We start from the raw sequence: 19296 nt of genomic DNA, 5'->3' as shown, positions 1-19296 counted from the left end.
GCTCCGCCGGCGGGGGGCAGCCAGGGAGCGCGCCGCGGCGCTCGCGGCCCAGCCGAGCGGCTCCGTGGGAGCGGCGGCCGACCTCGCCCGGCGGCGGATCGTGCGGGCCGCGGACTTCACCGCGATGGGCTGGCCGGTGCCCGAGGACGCCACCGTGCACGGGCCGTGGCTGATGGCCGCCGGCCTCGCCGAGGAGCTCGCCGGGCGGGTGCCCGACGTCGTCGCCCGCTACCGGCGGCTCCGGCCGCTGGAGGACGGGCCGCCCGTGGAGGTGGTCCGGCGGGCACTGGAGCTCCCGGACGCCGACCTCGTCCCCGCCCTGGTCCGCGCTCCGCACGCGCTGCGCGACGGCCGGGTGGTCGATGCGGCGGCGACGCTGCCGCCCGCGGTCCAGGCCGCGGTCGACCGGGTGCGGACCCGGCTGGCGGCGGACCCCTTCGCCGCCCCCGAGGCGCCGGAGCTGGCCGCCGCGGGGCTGGGGCCGAAGGAGCTGGCGGCCGCCGTGCGCGCTGGTCAGCTGGTCCGGATCACCGACGGCGTCTACCTCGCTCCCGGCATCGCGGAGACGGCCCGCACCCGGCTCGCGGGGCTCGAGCAGCCGTTCACCGTGAGCCAGGCGCGCCAGGCGTGGGGGACGACCCGGCGGGTCGCCGTCCCGCTGATGGAGTGGCTCGACGCCCGGGGCGTCACCGCGCGGCTGCCGGACAACACCCGCCGGCTGCGCTGAGCGTCAGGCCCGGACGCCGGTGACGGCGCCCCGGACGTCCACCACCTCGAGGAGGTCGCGCGTCGGCTCCACCGGCGGCCGAGCCCCGCCGAAGGCGGCGTCGACCGCCGGGTGGATGCGCTCGTCGAAGGCGCGGTCGCAGTGCTCCTTGCTCTCCCAGACGTCGATGTAGCGCAGCCCGCCGGCCGGGTTCTGCACGCAGAGGTGCAGGAGCAGGCCGTCCAGGGGGGCGTCCCCGAGGGCGTCGGTGATGCGGCCGTAGAACTCGGCGTCGATGGGGAGGTCCTGCGTCCAGGCGTAGACCATGACGGTCTCCTCGAATCGGTCCGAACTGCCTTCGGACGGATTCTGCTAGCGTTCTCCGCATGGCCGACGCCGTCAAGGGGCCGCGGCGCTACGTCTCGGCCGTCCGCGCGGAGCAGGCGGCGGCGACCCGGGCGGCGGTCCTGCGGGCCGCGCGCGAGCTGTTCACCGAGCGCGGGTACGCGGCGACGTCGATCGCGGCGATCGCCGAGCGGGCCGGCGTCGCGGTCGACACCGTCTACGCCGCCGCGGGCCGGAAGCCGCAGCTCCTCCGCGAGCTCGTCGAGACCAGCCTCTCCGGCAGCGACCACGCCGTCCCGGCGCTGCAGCGCGACTACGTCGCCCGCGTCCGTGCCGCCGGGTCGGCGCGCGAGATGCTCCGGATCCACGCGGTCGCGGTCGGGGAGATCGGGGAGCGGCTGGCCCCGGTCCACGCCGCGCTCGCCGAGGCGGCGGTGGGTGATCGCGACTGCGCCGCCCTGCGAGCGGAGATCGACGCCCGGCGGGCTGCCAACATGCGGCTGCTCGCCGCCGATCTGCGCGCGACCGGGGAGCTGCGTCCGGACCTCACCGACGACGAGGTCGCCGACATCCTCTGGAGCACGAACGCCGCCGAGTACCGCGCCCTGCTCGTCGGCGCCCGCGGGTGGTCGTCCGAGCGCTTCCGCGACTGGCTCGAGGACGCGTGGGGACGGCTGCTGCTCCGGGAGCCCGGTCAGCGGTAGGGGTCGGTGATCTCGCGCAGGCTCGCGAGCGCCTCGCGCAGCTGCCGCCAGCGACGCTCGCCCAGGTGCGCCCGCCACTCGGCCTCCACCTCGGCGACCACGGCTGCGGCGATCGGCTGGGCGGCGAGTCCGCGCTCGGCCAGCCGGACGAGCCGGGCGCGCGCATCGGTCGGGTCCGGGGTCCGACGCACGTAGCCGGTGCGCTCGAGCTGGTCGACCAGGTGGCTCGCGGTCTGCTTGGTCACCTGTGCCGCCTCCGCGAGCTCGGTGAGGCGGGTGCCGTGCGGCCCGATCCGCTGCATGACCCGGGCCTGCGCCAGGGTGAAGTCGTCGAAGCCGGCCTCCGTCAGCGCGGCGAAGATGCGGTTCTCCATCGCCCGGTGCGGGATGAACAGCAGCAGCCCGAGATTGAGCTCGGCGGCCTCGGCCACACGGATCCCTTCTTGACGACGGTCAGGACATCGAACTATTTTGGTTCGGTCATCGTACTAGCTCCCGAGGGGCACCTCATGGGATCGCTGTCGAGCAGCACCATGCCCGTCGATGCCGTCTGGGCGACCATCGACCGCGAGCGGCTGGACCTCGCCGACCTGCTCGCCGACCTCGCTCGCGCCGAATGGGAGCACCCGTCGCTGGCCGAGGGGTGGCGCGTGCGGGACGTCGCGGCGCACCTGGCGCTCGCGCACACCGGCGCCGGCCGGGCGGCGCTGGACCTGATCCGGGCCGGCGGCCGGATGCCGCGGATGATCCACGACGCCGCCGTCCGGCACGCCGAGCTCCCGCCGGAGCGCCTCGTCGAGCAGATCCGCGCCATGGCCGGCTCGCGCCGGAAGGTCCCGGGCCTGTCCCCGCTGGAGCCGCTGCTCGACGTCCTGGTCCACGGTCAGGACATCGCCGTCCCGCTCGGGAGACCCCGCGCGATGCCGGTCGACGCCGCCGCGGCGGCGGCCACCCGGGTGTGGACGATGCGCTGGCCGATGTCGGCGACGTTCCCGCGGGTGGCCGGGGTGCGTCTGGTGGCCTGCGACACCGACTGGGCCGTGGGCGACGGCGAGCTGGTCGAGGGCCCGGTCCAGGCCCTGCTCATGGTCCTCACCGGCCGGACGGCGGCCGTCCGGGACCAGCTCGCCGGCCCGGGGGCGGCGCGGCTGGCCTGATCTCAGTCGCGCGCGGGCACCCAGCGGGCCGGGCGCTTCTCGCGGAAGGAGGCGATCCCCTCCTGGCCCTCCTCGCTCGCGAAGAACCGGGCGGAGAGCCGGAGCAGCTCGCCGAACTCCAGGTCCGGCTGGCGCGCCCGGAGCAGCCGCTTCGTCTCGGCCAGCGCCACGGGGGCGCCGGCGGTCAGCGCCGCCAGCTGCCCGGCGAGCACCGCGTCCACCTCGTCGTCGCCGGCGACGACGTCGACCAGGCCGCCGGCCGCGGCCGTCGCGGCGTCGAACACCTCGCCGGTCAGCATCAGCCGGTGCACGACGTGCGGGGTCATCCGCGGCAGCACGACGGCGGAGATGATCGCGGGCACCAGGCCCAGCCGCACCTCCGAGAAGGCGAAGCTGGCCGACGACGCCGCCACGACGACGTCGCAGGCCGCCACCAGGCCGACCCCGCCGGCCCGGGCCGGACCGCGGACGACGGCGACCACGGGCTTGGGCGAGGTCCAGATGAGCTCCAGGAGCCGGGGGAACTCGTTGACCCCCTGCTCCTCCGACGAGCCCCCGGCGGCCTCGGCGAGATCCATCCCGGAGCAGAAGACGCGCCCGGTGTGGTCGAGCGTGACGGCCCGCACGGCGTCGTCGGCCAGCGCGTCCTCCAGCGCCGAGCGCAGCTGCGCGCGCAGGGCCCGGGAGAGCGCGTTGCGGTTGGCGGGGGAGTCCAGGGTGATCGTGGCGACGCCGCCGGAGACGGCCACCTGCACGACGCGGTCAGTGGTCACGCCCGGCATCCTGCCCGGTCGCGGCGCGGAGCGCGGCACACTGGGAGCAGATGAACACCGTCCTGCCCCTGGTCGAGCCGAGCGCGCCGCCGCTCGAGCTGCCGGAGTCCGCGCGCGCCGAACTGCCGGGCACGCCGTTCGGGCTCTACGTGCACGTGCCCTTCTGCGCGACCCGCTGCGGGTACTGCGACTTCAACACCTACACCTCCGAGGAGCTGGGCCCGGGCGCCGCGCGGGCGGAGTACGCCGGGACGGCGATCGCCGAGCTCCGCCGGGCCGCGGCGGTCCTGGGCCCCGACCTGCCGACCGTCTCCACGGTGTTCGTCGGTGGCGGCACCCCGACCCTGCTGCCGGCCGAGGACCTGACCGCCGTCCTGGACGAGATCCGCCGCCTCTTCCCCGTCGCCCCCGACGTCGAGGTCACGACCGAGGCCAACCCCGAGACCGTCGACCGCGGCTACCTGGCGCGGCTGCGCGAGGCGGGCTTCACGCGGGTGAGCCTGGGGATGCAGTCGGCCGCCGAGCACGTGCTGGCCGTCCTGGACCGCAGGCACACCCCGGGACGCGCCGTGCAGGCCGCGCACGACGCCCGCGCCGCCGGCTTCGAGCACGTCAACCTGGACCTGATCTACGGCACGCCCGGCGAGACCGACGCCGACTGGGCCGCCTCGCTGGACGCCGTCCTCGCCTCGCCGGTGGACCACGTCAGCGCCTACGCCCTCATCGTGGAGGAGGGCACCCGGCTGGCGCGGCGGATCCGCCGCGGGGAGCTGCCGATGCCCGACGACGACGTGCTCGCCGACCGCTACGAGCAGGCCGACGCGACCCTCCGGCGCGCCGGCTTCGAGTGGTACGAGGTGTCCAACTGGGCGACCTCCGACAGTGCCCGCTGCCGGCACAACGAGCTGTACTGGGCGAGCGCGAACTGGTGGGGGATCGGCCCCGGGGCGCACAGCCACGTCGGCGGCCTGCGCTGGTGGAACGTCAAGCACCCCGCCGCGTACGCCGACCGGCTGGCCCGGGGGGAGAGCCCGCACGCCGACGCCGAGCTCCTCGACGACGCCGACCGGGCCCTGGAGACCGTGATGCTCGGGCTGCGGCTGCGCGACGGACTCCCGCTCACCGCCCTCTCGGCCGGCGGGCGGGGCCGCGCCGAGCGAGCCGTCGCGAGGGGCCTGCTCGTCGCCGACGCGTACGATCACGGATTCGCGGTGCTCACCGACGCGGGCCGGCTGCTCGCCGACGCGGTGGTCAGGGACCTCGCGGACTAAGTGGACGCGGGGCCGCGTTCACCCACAAGAGCGAGATCTCGCACACGTTTCTGGGCTAAGGTCCGGTACCGGCACGCGCCGGTCCGGCGGAGGAGGTGGTCAGCGGTGCAGACGCACACGTCCCGCTGGACCGTGGACTCCCCGCCGGGCCATCCGGCCACGGCGCCGGCGCCCGCCCTCAGCGGCGGCATGCTGGTCGCCCTGGTCATGAACCGCCGCGCTCGCGGCCTCCGCGGCCTCGACGTACTCCGCCGCAGCCAGGACCGGGCCCCGCCGCAGGCAGCCTGACCCGCACCCGGGTCGTGCCCACCCCGTCCTGACGCGCTCCACACCGGTGCCGCGTCTTTTCTCGCTTCGGCGGCTCTCTCCCGACTCTCGCAGTCCCATACCTCGTCCGAGGAGGACCCCATGTCCAGCACGCTCGACTCCACCACCCGCACCGCCGACTGGAGCAGCATCCGTGCGCAGCTCGAAGAGCAGCGCGCCGACTGCGTCCAGCAGCGCGAGCAGGCCCTGGCCGAGTGCGCCACCTCGGTGCCCGACCCGGTCGCCCTCCGCCGCAGCGCCGACCTGCAGGACACCATCGAGGAGATCGACGCGGCGCTCGCCCGCATCGACGCCGGCACCTACGGCTCCTGCACCGAGTGCGGCAAGGCGATCCCGCAGGAGCGGCTGGAGTTCCGGCCGATGGCGCGCAGCTGCGTCGCCTGCAGCTGACGTCCGCCCCGTGCGGCAGGGAGCAGAGGGGGCGGCATGACTGCGCGCCGGTCGGTCGCCGTCGTCGGCGGTGGCATGGTCGGTCTGTCGACCGCATGGTTCCTGCAGGAGGCGGGCGCCGAGGTCACCGTCTACGAGCGTGACCACGTCGGCGCGGGTGCCTCCTGGGGGAACGCCGGCTGGCTGACCCCGAGCCTCACCGCCCCGCTGCCCGAACCGGCCGTCCTGCGGTACGGGCTGCGGGCGGTGCTCAGCCCGCGGTCACCCGTCTACGTCCCGCCGCGGGCAGCCGGACCGTCGCTCGCGCGCTTCCTCGGCTCGTTCGTCCGGCACAGCACCCCGGGGCGCTGGCGGCGCGGGATGGCCGCCTACGCGCCGCTGAACGACAGGGCGCTGGAGGCGTTCGACGTGCTCGCCGCCGGCGGCGTGACCGCGCCGACCCACCCGGCCGATCCCTTCCTCGCCTGCTTCCGCAGCGAGGAGGAGCGCGAGCCCCTCGTCGCGGAGCTGCGCGCGATCCGCGACGAGGGGCAGGACGACGTCCGCTTCGACCTGCTGACCGGCGACGAGGTGCGGGCCCTGGAGCCGGCGCTGACCGCCGAGGTCGGGGCCGCGGTGCGGCTGCACGGGCAGCGGTTCATCCACCCGCCGCAGTTCCTCGACGCGCTCGGCCGGTCCGTGCGTGCCCGCGGCGGCACGCTGGCCGAGCGCTGCACGGTCCTCGACGTCCGCGCGGAGGCCGACGGCGTCCGGGTGGTGACCGCGGCGGGTGAGCACCGGCACGACGCCGTCGTGCTGGCCACCGGCGCCTGGCTGGGGCGGCTGGCCGAGCGGTTCGGCGTCCGTCGGGTGGTCCAGGCCGGGCGCGGCTACAGCTTCAGCGTCCCGGTCGACCGACTGCCGTCCGGACCGCTGTACTTCCCGACCCAGCGGGTGGCCTGCACGCCGCTGGGCGACCGGCTGCGGGTCGCCGGGATGATGGAGTTCTGCCGGCCCGAGGACCCGCTGGACGCGCGGCGGATCGACGCCGTCGTCGAGGCGGTCCGCCCCCTGCTGACCGGCGCGGACCTGGACGACCGGCACGACGAGTGGGTCGGCTCGCGCCCGGTGACCGGCGACGGCCTGCCGCTGCTCGGCCGTACCCGCTCCGACCGGGTCTTCGTGGCCGGCGGGCACGGGATGTGGGGGATCGCCCTCGGTCCGATCACCGGCCGGCTCGTTGCCGAGACGGTGCTCGAGGGCGAGACTCCCGGCATGCTCCGGCCGTTCGACCCCCTGCGCTGAGCGTGTCCCGGCCTCGAACGGGCCTCCACGTCGCCGCGATCGGCTACCGCTTCCGCGAGAGCCTGCTCCTGCTCCCTGCGCTCATCGTCGTGGGCGGCGTCCTGCTGGCGGAGGTGACCCGCCTCGCCGACCGCTGGACCGGCGAGGGGGGCGATCCTCCGTTCACGCTGCACATGAGCAACAACACGGCGACCTGGCTGCTCAGCACGGTGGCCGGCGCCATGATCACCACCGCCGGCGTGGTCTTCTCGCTGACGGTCGTCAGCCTCCAGCTGGCCAGCAGCCAGTTCTCGCCCCGGGTCATGCGCTCGTTCATCCGCGACCGGCTGGCCCAGGTTGTCATCGGAGCGCTCGTCGCCACCTTCGTCTACTGCGTCCTGACCCTGCGGGTGGTGAGCGGCTCGGAGTCGCACACCGCGGCGCCCATCCCGGTCACGGTGGCCGTCGTCCTCACCGTCGTCACCGTGCTGCTGATCGTCGCCTACCTGGATCACCTGGCGCACGGCATGCAGGTGGGCGAGGTGGTGCGGCGGATCACCGGCGAGGCCGAGCACGTGCTCGCCGCCGTCGTCCGCCGGACGGCCGCGGAACGTCCGGTGCCCGGGCCGGCGCCGTTCCCCGATGAGGCGGCGCTCGCGGTGCCGGCGACCACGGACGGCTGGGTCACCCAGGCGCCCACCGACCGGCTGCTGGCCGCGGTGCCCCCGCGGAGCACCCTGCGTCTCGAGACCCGCGTCGGCGCCTACATCCACCAGGGGGAGCCCCTGGCGCACGTCTGGCCCCCGCCGGACCGGCCCGACCGGGTCCTGGCGGACGTGCAGGCGAGCGTCCTGGTGGGCCACGTGCGCACCATGCAGGACGACGTCGACTTCGCCCTGCGCCAGCTGGTCGACATCGGGCTGCGCGCGCTGAGCCCGGCGATCAACGACCCCACCACGGCGGTGGAGGTGGTCCTGCGGATCGGCAGCCTGCTGCGCCGCGTGCTCGTGGCCGAGCTGCCGCAACCTGTCGTCGAGGGGGCCGAGGGGCGTCGCCTGGTGCGGCCGTGGGAGCTCAGCGCCGAGGAGTACGTGGTCCACGGGTTCGAGCAGCTCCGGCAGACGGCCGGCTCGCAGCCCCAGGTGGTGGCCGCGCTGGCCCGCGTCCTCCGCATGCTCGTGCTGCACCTGGAGGAGGCCGGCCGCACCGAGGCGCTGCCGGAACTGCGCAGGCAGCTGCGCCTGCTGCTGGACATGGTCGAAGGCGATCCCGACCTGCACGTCGAGGACGTCGCGCACCTGCGCGAGGTGGCGGAGGCCCAGGTGGACCCGGCCGACCACACGGGCCGCGGTGGGGCGGGACCGTCCGCCTGAGCAGGCGGACCGTCAGCTGCGGCGCGGGCCGGGGACCGGAGGCTGCGCCGGGATGGCGGCGGTCGCGGGACCGGACGGCGCCTGGACCGGGCTCAGCGCATCGAGGTCGAGCACCCGCACGTGGATGACGTTGCGCTGCTGGAGCGCTGCGCGCAGGGCGCGGTGCAGCCCGTCCTCGAGGTAGAGCTCGCCGTGCCACAGGACGGCGTGCGGGAACAGATCGCCGTAGAAGGTCGAGTCGTCGGCGAGGAGCGCGTCGAGCGCGAGCTCCTTCTTCGTGGTGGTCAGCGTGTCCATCCGCACCTGCCGGGGCGGGATCATCGCCCAGTCCCGCGTGGACAGACCGTGGTCCGGATACGGGCGCCCGTCTCGAACTGCCTTGAAGATCAGGACACGACCTCCGCTTCCTGTCCGTCGGGGGCGCCGGACCCGGTCCACCTTATCGGCCCCGCGGGGCCGCCGTCGCGGCTTTCCGGACCATCGGGCGGCACACGCCCGGCGGGGCCCGGAGGGGCCCGCCCGGCGCCCGCGCGTGGTGGGGCCGAGGCCCGATCGTCCCGTATGCTGGGCTGGCACTCCGGCTGTGCGAGTGCCAGCAGGCGGGTCGTCCCGCACACAGTCGTGGAAGGCCTCGCCGGAGTGGCCGGCACGGTGGGTCGACCGGTACGGGGAGGGATCTCGTGGCGCACGACGAACGCCGCATGGATGTCCTTCGGGCCATCGTGCAGGACTACGTCTCGACCAACGATCCGGTGGGCAGCAAGGCGCTGGCCGACCGGCACGATCTCGGCGTCTCCCCGGCCACCATCCGCAACGACATGGCGGTGCTGGAGGAGCAGGGATACATCACCCAGCCGCACACCAGCGCCGGGCGGGTTCCCACCGACAAGGGCTACCGCTTGTTCGTCGACCGGCTGTCGGCGGTCAAGCCGCTGTCGGTGGCCGAGAAGCGGGCCATCGAGCGGTTCCTGGACGGCGCCGTCGACCTGCACGACGTGCTGGGCCGCACCGTCCGGCTGCTGGCCCAGCTGACCCGGCAGGTCGCGGTCGTGCAGTACCCCACGTTGTCGCGCAGCGCGGTGCGCCACCTCGAGGTGGTGCAGGTGGCCGCTGCCCGGCTCATGCTGGTGCTCATCACCGACACCGGACGCGTGGAGCAGCGGGTCGTCGACTGCCCGGCCGAGATCGACGCCGAGGCGGTCGCCGAGCTGCGGACCGTGCTCAACTCCGCCTTCAGCGGCGTCAAGCTCACCGAGGCCGGGAACAAGGTGCCCGACCTGCTGGAGACAGCTCCGCAGCACCTCCGCGGCCTGGTCGCCACGATCAGCGCCACGCTGCTCGAGACCCTCGTCGAGCCCGGTGAGGACCGCCTGGTCATCGGTGGGACGGCGAACCTGGCGCGCGGCAACGCGCTGGACTTCCACGGCACGGTGCGGCCCCTCCTCGAGGCGCTGGAGGAGCAGGTCGTCGTGCTGAAGCTGATCAGCGAGGTCGAGGCAGGCACCGTCATGGTCCGCATCGGCGAGGAGAACTCCCACGAGGCGCTGACCGGGGCGTCCCTGGTGAGCGTCGGCTACGGCGCTCCCGACCGGGCGCTCGGCGGGCTGGGCATCGTCGGCCCCACCCGCATGGACTACCCCACGAACATGGCCGCGGTCCGCGCCGTGGCCCGCTACGTCGGCCAGATCCTGGCCGAGAGCTGAGGACGAACTTCTCGATGGCAACCGACTACTTCGGCGTGCTGGGCCTGGCCCGCGACGCCAGCGACGCCGACATCAAGCGCGCGTACCGGCGGCTGGCGCGGGACCTGCATCCCGACGTCAACCCCGACCCCGAGGCCAAGGAGCGCTTCCAGGAGGTCACCCGCGCCTACGAGGCGCTGACCGACCCGGAGAAGCGGCGCATCGTCGACCTCGGGGGCGATCCGTTCGACACCGGGAACGGCGCGGGCGGCGGTTTCGGCGGCGCCGGCTTCGGCGGCCTCGGCGACATCATGGACGCCTTCTTCGGCGGGGCCACCACCCGTGGCCCCCGCAGCCGCACGCGGGCCGGGCGGGACGCGCTGATCCCGATCGAACTGGACCTCGACGAGGCGGTCTTCGGGACGGTGAAGGAGCTGACCGTCGACACCGCCGTGCTGTGCGACCAGTGCGCCGGTGCCGGGACCGCGCCCGGGACCCACGTGAGCACCTGCTCCACCTGCTCGGGTCGGGGGGAGGTGCAGAGCGTCCAGCGCAGCTTCCTCGGGCAGGTCGTCTCCAGCCGCACCTGCCCGACCTGCTCGGGCACCGGCCAGGTCATCCCGCAGCCGTGCCCCAAGTGCTCGGGTGACGGCCGCGTGCGGTCCCGCCGCACGATCTCGGTGAAGGTGCCCGCCGGAGTCGAGGACGGCATGCGGATCCGGCTGTCCGGTCAGGGAGAGGTGGGTCCGGGCGGTGGCCCGGCCGGCGACCTGTACGTGGAGATCCACGAGCGGCCGCACGACGTCTTCACCCGTGACGGCGAGGACCTGCACTGCCGCGTCACGCTGCCCATGACGTCGGCCGCGCTGGGCACGACGCTGAACCTCACGACCCTCGACGGCGAGGAGGAGCTGGACGTCGCGGCGGGCACCCAGTCGGGCAGCCGCATCACCCTCCGGGCGCACGGCGTGCCCCGGTTGCGCGGCACCGGCCGCGGCGACCTCGTGGTGCACGTCGACGTCGTCACCCCCACCAGGCTCGACGCCGAGCAGGAGAAGCTGATGCGCGAGCTCGCCGCGCTGCGCGGCGAGGACCAGCCGCAGTCGAACCGCGACGCGCAGGGCGGGTTGTTCTCCCGGGTGCGCGACGCCTTCCACGGGCGCTGACCGCATGACCTCTCCCGACGCCGAGGCCCCCGAGCTCAGCGGGGCTCCGCTGTTCCTCCTCGACGCCCTCCCCGAGGGGCTCGAGGAGGGCGCGGAGCTGCTGGTCGCGGGCGCCGAGGGGCGGCACGCCGTCGACGTGCTCCGCCTCGAGCCGGGGGAGCGGGTGCGGGTCGGCGACGGGCAGGGCGGCGTCGCCGACGGAGAGGTCGCCGCCGCCGGTCCCGACGGGCTGCGCGTGACGGTGCACGCCCGGTACGACGTGCCGGTCCGGCAGCCCGAGTTCCTGCTCGTGCAGGCGCTGCCCAAGGGCGACCGGGGCCCGCTCGCGGTGGAGCTGGCCACCGAGCTCGGGGTGGACCGGATCGTCCCGTGGACGGCGGCGCGCTGCGTGACCCGCTGGCGCGAGGACCGGGTGGCGAAGGGCGTGGCCAAGTGGCGGGCCGCGGCGCGGGCGGCCAGCAAGCAGTCGAGGCGCCCGCGGGTGCCGGAGGTGACCGAGCCGCTGTCGACCCGCGAGGTGTGCGGGCTGCTCGCGGACGTGGACCTCGCCGTGGTGCTGCACGAGCAGGCGCGCCGTCCGCTCGCCGAGCTGACGATCCCGGAGTCGGGGACCGTCGCCGTGATCGTCGGGCCGGAGGGCGGGCTCACCGACGGCGAGGTGGTGGCCCTGCGCGCCGCCGGCGCCGAGGCGGTGCGCCTGGGCCCGGAGGTGCTGCGCACCTCGACCGCCGGCGCCGCCGCGCTGGCCGCGCTGAGCGCCCGCACCCGCTGGCTCTGACGGCTTCGCGGCGATGATCAGGTCACCTGATCATCGGCCGTCCTCCCTCGTGGTCGACCGTGAGGGAGGACGCCGGACGCCGAGGGAGGACGGCGCGGAACGGGGCACGAACCCGCGGCTCAGCAGCAGCGGGCGCCCGGGTTCCGCTCCATCGCGTCGGACCGCTCGCGCTCGAACTCCCGCCGGGTCATCGGCTCGTGCCCGTGCTCCGCGCAGTGCTCCAGGTAGCGGTCCCAGCGCGCCTCGCCGGTGAACTCGCGCAGGTACCAGCGCACCCCCTGCCAGACCCGGATCACCGTCACCGCTCCTCCGCCGCGGTGCGCCCGGCACCGGCGCCGACCAGCCGCCGGTGCTCGGCCATCGCCGCCTTCTCCTCCGCGGTGGGGAAGAAGCCGGCCGGCTCCACCAGCTTCGAGGGCACCGGCGGTTCCTCCGTCGTCGGCAACCCGCCGGTGCGGACGGCCCGGGCGATGACCACCACCGCGTTCACGACGACGACGAGCACGAGGACGGCGAACGCCGCCTGCAGGATCCCGTTGAGCGTCGAGTTGACGATGACCTGGTCCATCTCCGCCTGGTCCGTCGCGGGTGCCAGGACCTCTCCGGCGGCCCGGGCGTCGGCGTAGCGCTGACGCTGGGTGAAGTACCCGACCGCCGGGTCACCGGAGAAGACCTTCTGCCAGCTCGCGGTCATCGTGACCACCAGGTCCCAGACCAGGGGGATCCCGGTCACCCACGCGTAGCGCAGCCTCCCGTGCTTGATCAGCAGGACGGTGACCAGCGTCAGCGCGATGGCGGCGAGCAGCTGGTTGGCGATGCCGAACAGCGGGAAGAGCTGGTTGACCCCGCCCAGGGGGTCGGTGACGCCGATGTAGAGCACCGAGCCCCACAGGCCGACGACGACGGCGCTGGCGATGAGGTTGCCCGGCCGCCACGACAGGTCGCCGAACTTCTTCCACACGTTGCCGATCGTGTCCTGCAGCATGAAGCGCCCGACCCGGGTGCCGGCGTCCACCGCGGTGAGGATGAACAGCGCCTCGAACATGATCGCGAAGTGGTACCAGAAGGCTTTCAGGCCGCCGCCGAACGCGGTGCTGAACACCTCGGCGATGCCGACGGCGAGGGTGGGTGCGCCGCCGGTCCGGGAGACCAGGCTCTCCTCCTCGACGTCGGCCGAGGCCTGCGCCAGCTGCGCCGAGGTGGTGTCGAAGCCGAGTCCGTTCACGAACGCGGCGGCGGAGTCGAACGTCCCCCCGGTGGCACCGGCGGGGGCGTTCATCGCGTAGTAGAGGCCCTGGTCGATCACGCAGGCGGCGATCAGGGCGCTGATCGCCACGAAGGACTCCATCAGCATGCCGCCGTAGCCGATGAGGCGGGCCTGGCTCTCCTTGGCCACCATCTTCGGCGTCGTCCCCGACGAGATCAGGGCGTGGAAGCCCGAGAGGGCACCGCAGGCGATGGTGATGAACACGAACGGGAAGAGCGATCCGGCGAACACCGGGCCGGTGCCCTCGCGGGCGAAGTCGGTGACCGCGTCGGCTTGGAGCACCGGGCGGGCGAGGACCAGCCCGACGGCCAGCAGCACGATGACGCCGACCTTCATGAAGGTCGACAGGTAGTCGCGCGGGGTCAGCAGCAGCCACACCGGCAGCACCGAGGCGACGAAGCCGTAGATCACCAGCGCGAGGACCAGCCACTCCTTGGACAGGGTCAGCGCGTCGCCGAGGGCGGTGTCCTGGATCCAGCCGCCGCCGACGATCGCCAGCAGCAGGAGCGCCACCCCGACGCCGGTCGCCTCGAGCACCCGCCCGGGCCGCAGCACCCGCAGGTAGAAGCCCATGAACAGCGCGATCGGGATCGTGAGCGCGATGGAGAACACGCCCCACGGCGACTCGGCCAGCGCGTTCACCACGATCAGCGCCAGGACGGCCAGGATGATGATCATGATCGCGAAGACGGCGATCAGCGCGGCGATCCCGCCGACCACGCCGATCTCCTCGCGCACCATCTGGCCCAGGCTCTTGCCGTTGCGGCGCATCGAGAAGAACAGGACGGTGAGGTCCTGCACCGCCCCGGCGAAGATGACGCCGACGATGATCCAGATGGTGCCGGGCAGGTAGCCCATCTGGGCGGCCAGGACCGGGCCGACCAGCGGGCCGGCCCCGGCGATCGCGGCGAAGTGGTGCCCGAAGAGCACCCGCCGATCGGTGACGTCGAAGTCGATCCCGTTGTCCAGCCGCTCGGCCGGGGTGGCCCGCCGGTCGTCGGCCTGCAGCACGCGATGGGTGATCCACCGGGCGTAGAAGCGGTAGGCGATGGCGTACGACGACCACGCCGCGAACAGGATCCACAGCGCCGAGACGTTCTCGCCGCGGGCGAGCGCCAGCACCGTCCAGCAGACCGCGCCGACGACGGCGACGAGCGCCCAGAGCGCGATCGACCGGGGTGACCTGCGCCGGGCGTGGGGAGGAGCGGGCGAGGTCCCGCCGGGCTCTCCTGAGGTGACCGCCGTGGACATGAAGCCTCCCGCCCCGGCGCCGGCTCCGTCGCCGGCCCCGTCGCTCCGGGGTGGAGCGTAGGACTCCGGAGGCCGCTCGGCGTGCGGAAGAGCGCGGCCCGGGGAGGGCGTCAGCGGAGAGCGGCCCGGGCCCGCCCGCTGACCAGGTCGACGGCGAAGGTGAGCAGCACGATCGCGACGAGCACCGTCGTGACGGCGGACCAGTCGAACGCGGAGATGCGCGCCGAGAGCAGCGCACCGAGGCCACCGGCGCCGAGCAGCCCCACGAGGACGGTGTCCCGGATCGCGACCTCCCACCGGTAGAGCGACAGCGCGATCGCCGGGCCGCTCAGGGCCGGGAGGGTGGCGTACAGCCAGGCGCTCGCCGGGGACGCACCCCCGGCCCGCAGCAGCTCCCGCGGTCGGGGATCGACCTCCTCGGCAGCCTCTCCGAGCAGCCGGCCCAGGACACCCAGCGTGTAGACGCCGAGCGCCAGCGCACCCGGCAGCACGCCGGGGAGGAACACGAACAGCAGCACCAGCGCCCAGATCGGCGGCGGGATCGCCCGCAGCAGCAGGAGACCGACCCGCACCGCCGACCCGGTCCACCGGCGCACGAGGCTGCTGGGCCCGGACGGGCGGGCGGTCACCCCGGTCAGGGCCAGTGCGCCCGTCGCGGCCAGGGCGATCGCGATGACCGACATCTGCACGGTGTCCACGGCCGTCGAGGCGATCGCCGACAGCAGGGCCTCGTCGGTGTCCGGCGGCCAGCCGGCCCGCGCGACGTAGGCGACCTGCTCACGGGTCCGTTCCGAGACGAGGGTGGCGGGCGACAGCGCGAGGTACCACCACGACCAGGCGGCGAGCAGCAGCGAGCCCACCACCGCGCCGGTCAGCACGGGGTCGCGGCGCAGCACCGCGCCGCCGGACGTCGACGCGGTGGCGAGCCGGCGGCGGACCCGCCGGCCGGCCACGTCGGCGAGCATGCAGAGGACGGCGAGCGCGTACACCGTCGTCCACACCTGTTCCCAGCGCAGCGAGCTGAACGACAGCGCCAGCTGGTAGCCCAGCCCGCCGGCACCGATCAGGCCGAGGACGACGGCGGAGCGCACCGCGCACTCCAGCCGGTAGAAGGCGTAGGACAGCAGACCGCCCGCCGCCGGGGGGAGCAGTCCGTACACCGCCGCGGTTGCGCGACCGGTGCCGGCCGCGAGCAGCGCGGTGTACGGACCGCGCGGGACCTCGTCGACGAGGTCGGCGAAGACCTTGGCGGTGACCGCGCCGTAGGGGAGGCCGATCGCCAGCACGCCGACCCAGGGGTCCAGCCCCAGGACGTTGACCAGGAGCAGCCCCCACACCGCCTCGTGCAGACCCCGGGGGACGGCGAGCAGACCGCGGGCGGCGGTCCAGCCGGCGCGTCGTCGTCCCCAGGTGGTCCGCGCCAGCGCGACCGCGCCGAGCGAGCCCAGGAGCACCGCGAGCCCGGCGCCCAGCGCGGCGTAGGCCACGGTGACGAGGGCCGACTCGGCGACGACCCGGAGGAACTCGCCGTCGAGCTCGGGCTGCAGGGCGGCGGCGGCGAACCGGCGGAACTCCCCGAGCCCGCCGGTGTTCACGACCGGTTCGGTGAACAGCCCCGAGCCGGCCAGCGACCAGACCAGCAGCGCGGCGGCGCCGAGGCCCCAGGGCCACCGCCGCCGGTCGCGCCGCAGCACGGCCGCGGCCGCGGGTGGCCGGTCGCGGACGAGGGTCACCGCCGGACTCCGTAGAACTCCTCCAGGTCGGCCACGGTCAGGCCGGCGGTCGGGGAGTCGACGGTGATCCGTCCGTCGACCAGCCCGACCACCCGATCGCAGTGCCGGAGCGCCAGCTCCGGGTCGTGCAGGCAGGCCAGGAGGGCTCCGCCGTCGGCGAGCGCGAGCTCCCCCAGCAGCGACAGCGCGGAGTCGGCGAGCGCCGGGTCCAGCGCCGACGCCGGCTCGTCGGCCAGCACGAGTTCCGGGTGCTGCACCAGCAGGCGGGCCAGGGCGACCCGCTGGCGCTGCCCTCCGGACAGCCGGTCGGTCCGCTCGAACAACCGCTCGGCCAACCCCACCCGGGTCAGTGCCGCCCGCACGTCCTCGACGCCCTGGGGGCGCAGCAGCGACCACGCGGCCCGCAGCGGCGACCACGAGGCGAGCCGCCCGGCGTTGACGTTGTGCACCACTCGCAGCGGGCCGACCAGCTCCAGGTGCTGGCGCACGGTGCCGACGCGCGCCCGCAGCCGGCGCAGCTCCCGGCCCCGGACCACGCTCGGATCGGTGCCGAGGACCAGCACCGATCCCGCCCTCGGCTCGACCGAGCCGTTGAGCACGCCCAGCAGCGTGGACTTGCCCGCCCCCGACGCCCCGACGACGGCCACCCGCTCGCCCGCGGCCACCGCGAGGTCCACCCCGGCCAGGGCCGGAGTGCTGCCGTAGCGGACCTCGATGCCGGTGAGCCGCGCGGTCTCGGTCAGTTGACCAGCCCGAGATCGCGGCCGATCGCCTCGATCTGGTCGTAGTTCGACGCCTCGGTCGGGATGAAGGAGCCGGCGCCGAACAGCTCGAGCACCGCGGCGTCGGCCGGGTCGTCGGCCGACAGGGAGGTGAACCAGTCGGTCAGCCGCTCGGGCAGGTCGTCACCCAGCCGCTCGACTGCCCGCGGACCGAGCAGCCAGTGGTAGTCGTGGTAGGCCGGCGTCCGGGCGTACAGCACCACGGACGGCGGGACGGCGCCCTCCTCGGACCGGCTCGTCCAGACCTGCTCGTTGAGGACGCCGGCCTGGTAGGAGCCCGAGGCGACGAGGGCCAGTGTGGCGTCGTGCGAGCCGGAGAACCCGGGGCCACCCGGGAACCTCTCGGGGTCGACGCCCTGCTCCTCCAGGAAGTAGGCGGGCATCAGCCGGCCCGACGTCGACGTCTCGCTGCCGTAGGTGAAGCGCAGGTCGGCCAGCGGCGTGAGGTCGTCGGCCGGCGCGAGGCCGGTGCCGGCGTTGACGACGAAGACGGAGTGGAAGTCCTCGTCGATGTCGCGCTGCGCGATGGGGAGCGCGCCAGGGGGCTGGAGCCGGGCCTGGACGCCGGTCAGCCCGCCGAACCAGACGAGGTCGAGGTCGCCGGTGCGGAACAGGGAGACGGCGGCGGCGTAGTCGGTGACCGGTTCGTAGGACACCTCGAGGCCGAGGCCCTCGGACATCGCGTCGGCCACGGTGCCGTAGAGGCGGGCGAGGATCTCGGGGTCCTGGTCGGGGATGGCGCCGATGCGGAGCGGGCCGGCCGGATCGGCGGACGAGGACCCGGTGGAGGAGGCCCCGGTGGAGGAGGCCCCGGTGAAGGAGCGGCTGCAGGCGGCGAGCGTGGCGGCCAGCGCGACGCCCGCGGCGCCGAGGAAGGAACGGCGGGAGAACGGATCGAGGCCACCCGACCGGGCAGCGGGAGCGGTGCTCACTACGTCCTCGTCACGGGGCGGGGAGCGGACATGGCGGTACCTCCTCGGCGGTGGGTGCAACGGTGGCCTGGATCTTGCCGGGCGCGGGGCCGTGCGGCCCGTTCTAAGGTCGCGGTCGTGACCGACTGCCTGTTCTGCCGCATGGTCGCGGGGGAGATCCCCGCCGACGTCGTCCACCAGACCGACCGGGTGCTCGCGTTCCGCGACATCAACCCGCAGGCGCCCACGCACGTGCTGGTCATCCCGAAGGAGCACCACGCCACGGTCGGCGCGCTGGTCGAGGCAGACCCCGTGCTGCTCTCCGACGTCGTCGCCGCCGCGCACGCGGTCGCCCGGCAGGAGGGCCTGGTGTCCGGAGAGGGAGCGGAGCCCGGCTACCGGCTGGTGACCAACACCGGTCCGCACGGCGGGCAGACCGTGGACCACCTGCACCTGCACGTGCTCGGCGGTCGTGGACTCGGCTGGCCGCCCGGCTGACCCCGCCGGAGCGTCGAGCCGCACGGCTGCCACCCTGGGGCCATGACCGCCAGCGCCGAGCCCTTCCGGATCGAGCGGGACGGCGACGTCGCCGTCGTCGTCCTCGACAACCCGCCGCTGAACCTGTTCGACCCGCCCGTCTTCAACGCGCTGGAGAACGTCGCCGCGGAGCTGGTCGCCCTCACCGACCCGGCCGATCCCGGCCGGGCGCGGGCCGTGCTGTTCGAGGCGCGCGGGAAGGTGGTCTCCGGCGGTGTCGACGTCAGCTTCTTCCGCGACATCGCCGAGGGCCCCGAGCCGGTGCGCCAGGGGGCGGACCTGTGGACCCGGCTGCTGCGGGTCGCGCAGACCATCGAGGACCTGCCGGTCCCCACCGTGTTCGCCGCCCACGGGCTCACCCTCACCGCCGCCTTCGAGCTGGCGCTGTGCTGCGACATCCTGCTGGCCGCCGAGAAGGCGAGCTTCGGCCTGGTCGAGATCGTCGTGGGGCTCACCCCGTCGATGGGCGGACCGCAGCGGCTGGCCGAGCGCGCCGGCCCGGCCCGGGCGCGGGAGCTGATCTTCACCGGCGAGCGCTACCCGGCCGCGGTGCTGGCGCGGTGGAACGTGGTCAACCGGGTGCTGCCCGACGAGGGGTTCGCCGACGCCGCCCGCGCCTACGCGCGGGAGGTCGCCGCCGGTCCGACCCTGGCCCACGCGGCCACCAAGCAGCTGGTCATCACCGCCGCCCGCAACGGGGCGCGCGCCGCCGACGCGCTGGTTCCCGAGGTGTCCGGGGCGCTGTTCGGCAGCGAGGACCTGCGCGGTGCGGTGCGGTCCTTCCTCGCCGAGGGGCCGGGCAAGGCGACCTACTCGGGGCGCTGACCCCATTGGGTGCGACGGGGGTGAACGGGCCGCTGCACGGGTAGAGTCGCACGGT

22 protein-coding genes are annotated in these 19296 nt (G+C 74.7%); 13 read left to right on the top strand and 9 right to left on the bottom strand.

Annotated features, from left to right (window positions below):
* Window positions 1–727, top strand: a 727-nt coding sequence (locus A6V29_RS19615; protein WP_170977972.1) for a SelB domain-containing protein, incomplete at its 5' end; no start/stop codon positions are given.
* Window positions 728–730: 3 nt separating this feature from the next.
* Here A6V29_RS19615 and A6V29_RS19610 read toward each other — a convergent pair.
* The gene (locus A6V29_RS19610) at window positions 731–1033 is read right to left on the bottom strand and encodes a hypothetical protein (RefSeq protein WP_137161855.1); all 303 of its coding nucleotides are present in this window, start codon (window positions 1031–1033) and stop codon (window positions 731–733) included.
* A 59-nt stretch (window positions 1034–1092) separates the two neighbouring features.
* On the opposite strand from A6V29_RS19610, the gene A6V29_RS19605 reads away from it, so the two are divergent.
* Window positions 1093–1755, top strand: a complete 663-nt coding sequence (locus A6V29_RS19605; RefSeq protein WP_137161854.1) for a TetR/AcrR family transcriptional regulator — start codon at window positions 1093–1095, stop codon at window positions 1753–1755.
* Here A6V29_RS19605 and A6V29_RS19600 read toward each other — a convergent pair.
* Window positions 1746–2186, bottom strand: coding sequence for a MarR family winged helix-turn-helix transcriptional regulator (locus tag A6V29_RS19600; RefSeq protein WP_212719650.1), 441 nt, complete (start codon window positions 2184–2186; stop codon window positions 1746–1748). The genes A6V29_RS19605 and A6V29_RS19600 overlap by 10 nt on opposite strands.
* Before the next feature lie 102 nt (window positions 2187–2288).
* Here A6V29_RS19600 and A6V29_RS19595 point away from each other — a divergent pair, with 102 nt between their 5' ends.
* Window positions 2289–2912 carry a maleylpyruvate isomerase family mycothiol-dependent enzyme gene (locus tag A6V29_RS19595; RefSeq protein WP_137161853.1) on the top strand — a complete coding sequence of 208 codons (624 nt, stop codon included), beginning with the start codon at window positions 2289–2291 and terminating at the stop codon, window positions 2910–2912.
* A gap of 2 nt (window positions 2913–2914) precedes the next feature.
* On the opposite strand, the gene A6V29_RS19590 is transcribed toward A6V29_RS19595, so the two are convergent.
* Window positions 2915–3694 (bottom strand): enoyl-CoA hydratase-related protein, encoded by a 780-nt coding sequence (locus tag A6V29_RS19590; protein ID WP_137161852.1) that lies wholly within the window; start codon window positions 3692–3694, stop codon window positions 2915–2917.
* A gap of 41 nt (window positions 3695–3735) precedes the next feature.
* Here A6V29_RS19590 and hemW point away from each other — a divergent pair, with 41 nt between their 5' ends.
* The 5 genes from hemW to A6V29_RS19565 all read left to right on the top strand — a co-directional run bounded on the left by hemW (window position 3736) and on the right by A6V29_RS19565 (window position 8309).
* Window positions 3736–4956: a radical SAM family heme chaperone HemW gene (gene hemW, locus A6V29_RS19585; RefSeq protein WP_137161851.1), complete on the top strand. Its 1221-nt coding sequence runs from the start codon at window positions 3736–3738 to the stop codon at window positions 4954–4956.
* Between the two features lie 105 nt (window positions 4957–5061).
* A complete protein-coding gene (locus A6V29_RS19580) occupies window positions 5062–5244 on the top strand; it encodes a hypothetical protein (protein ID WP_137161850.1) in 183 nt (60 codons plus the stop codon).
* 120 nt (window positions 5245–5364) lie between these two features.
* Complete coding sequence (locus A6V29_RS19575; protein ID WP_137161849.1) at window positions 5365–5673, top strand: TraR/DksA family transcriptional regulator; 309 nt, start codon at window positions 5365–5367, stop codon at window positions 5671–5673.
* A gap of 36 nt (window positions 5674–5709) precedes the next feature.
* The gene (locus A6V29_RS19570; RefSeq protein ID WP_137161848.1) at window positions 5710–6957 is read left to right on the top strand and encodes an NAD(P)/FAD-dependent oxidoreductase; all 1248 of its coding nucleotides are present in this window, start codon (window positions 5710–5712) and stop codon (window positions 6955–6957) included.
* Between the two features lie 2 nt (window positions 6958–6959).
* Window positions 6960–8309 (top strand): DUF2254 domain-containing protein, encoded by a 1350-nt coding sequence (locus A6V29_RS19565; RefSeq protein ID WP_137161847.1) that lies wholly within the window; start codon window positions 6960–6962, stop codon window positions 8307–8309.
* A gap of 12 nt (window positions 8310–8321) precedes the next feature.
* Here the strand turns inward: A6V29_RS19565 and A6V29_RS19560 are convergent, their stop codons facing one another.
* On the bottom strand, window positions 8322–8747 hold the full coding sequence (locus A6V29_RS19560; protein ID WP_502700120.1) for a type II toxin-antitoxin system VapB family antitoxin: 426 nt from the start codon (window positions 8745–8747) through the stop codon (window positions 8322–8324).
* 263 nt (window positions 8748–9010) lie between these two features.
* Here A6V29_RS19560 and hrcA point away from each other — a divergent pair, with 263 nt between their 5' ends.
* The 3 genes from hrcA to A6V29_RS19545 are packed head-to-tail and all read left to right on the top strand — an operon-like array spanning window position 9011 to window position 11935.
* Entirely contained in the window at window positions 9011–10012 is a 1002-nt protein-coding gene (gene hrcA / locus A6V29_RS19555) for a heat-inducible transcriptional repressor HrcA (protein ID WP_137161846.1), read from the top strand.
* 14 nt (window positions 10013–10026) lie between these two features.
* Window positions 10027–11157, top strand: a complete 1131-nt coding sequence (dnaJ, locus tag A6V29_RS19550; RefSeq protein WP_137161845.1) for a molecular chaperone DnaJ — start codon at window positions 10027–10029, stop codon at window positions 11155–11157.
* 4 nt (window positions 11158–11161) lie between these two features.
* Complete coding sequence (locus A6V29_RS19545) at window positions 11162–11935, top strand: 16S rRNA (uracil(1498)-N(3))-methyltransferase (protein WP_137161844.1); 774 nt, start codon at window positions 11162–11164, stop codon at window positions 11933–11935.
* A gap of 119 nt (window positions 11936–12054) precedes the next feature.
* On the opposite strand, the gene A6V29_RS19540 is transcribed toward A6V29_RS19545, so the two are convergent.
* From A6V29_RS19540 to A6V29_RS19520, 5 genes are all read right to left on the bottom strand, one after another.
* Window positions 12055–12237: a YbdD/YjiX family protein gene (locus A6V29_RS19540; protein ID WP_170977971.1), complete on the bottom strand. Its 183-nt coding sequence runs from the start codon at window positions 12235–12237 to the stop codon at window positions 12055–12057.
* Entirely contained in the window at window positions 12234–14453 is a 2220-nt protein-coding gene (locus tag A6V29_RS19535; protein WP_137161843.1) for a carbon starvation CstA family protein, read from the bottom strand. The genes A6V29_RS19540 and A6V29_RS19535 overlap by 4 nt, the downstream gene beginning before the upstream one ends.
* A gap of 110 nt (window positions 14454–14563) precedes the next feature.
* On the bottom strand, window positions 14564–16186 hold the full coding sequence (locus A6V29_RS19530; protein ID WP_137161842.1) for a PhnE/PtxC family ABC transporter permease: 1623 nt from the start codon (window positions 16184–16186) through the stop codon (window positions 14564–14566).
* Window positions 16183–16863 (bottom strand): phosphonate ABC transporter ATP-binding protein, encoded by a 681-nt coding sequence (locus A6V29_RS19525; RefSeq protein ID WP_249933366.1) that lies wholly within the window; start codon window positions 16861–16863, stop codon window positions 16183–16185. The genes A6V29_RS19530 and A6V29_RS19525 overlap by 4 nt, the downstream gene beginning before the upstream one ends.
* Before the next feature lie 62 nt (window positions 16864–16925).
* Window positions 16926–17900 (bottom strand): putative selenate ABC transporter substrate-binding protein, encoded by a 975-nt coding sequence (locus tag A6V29_RS19520; protein WP_137161840.1) that lies wholly within the window; start codon window positions 17898–17900, stop codon window positions 16926–16928.
* Window positions 17901–18017: 117 nt separating this feature from the next.
* Between A6V29_RS19520 and A6V29_RS19515 the strand changes: the two genes are divergently transcribed.
* Both A6V29_RS19515 and A6V29_RS19510 read left to right on the top strand, forming a co-directional pair.
* Window positions 18018–18377 (top strand): histidine triad nucleotide-binding protein, encoded by a 360-nt coding sequence (locus A6V29_RS19515; RefSeq protein WP_212719644.1) that lies wholly within the window; start codon window positions 18018–18020, stop codon window positions 18375–18377.
* 42 nt (window positions 18378–18419) lie between these two features.
* Window positions 18420–19241, top strand: coding sequence for an enoyl-CoA hydratase/isomerase family protein (locus A6V29_RS19510; protein WP_137161839.1), 822 nt, complete (start codon window positions 18420–18422; stop codon window positions 19239–19241).
* Window positions 19242–19296: the final 55 nt, after the last annotated feature.

This window comes from Blastococcus sp. CCUG 61487 (genome assembly GCF_005222955.1).
Classification (GTDB): domain Bacteria; phylum Actinomycetota; class Actinomycetes; order Mycobacteriales; family Geodermatophilaceae; genus Blastococcus.
The sequence above is the reverse complement of the archived record's forward strand: the minus strand, read 5'-3'. Positions and strand labels throughout refer to the sequence as shown.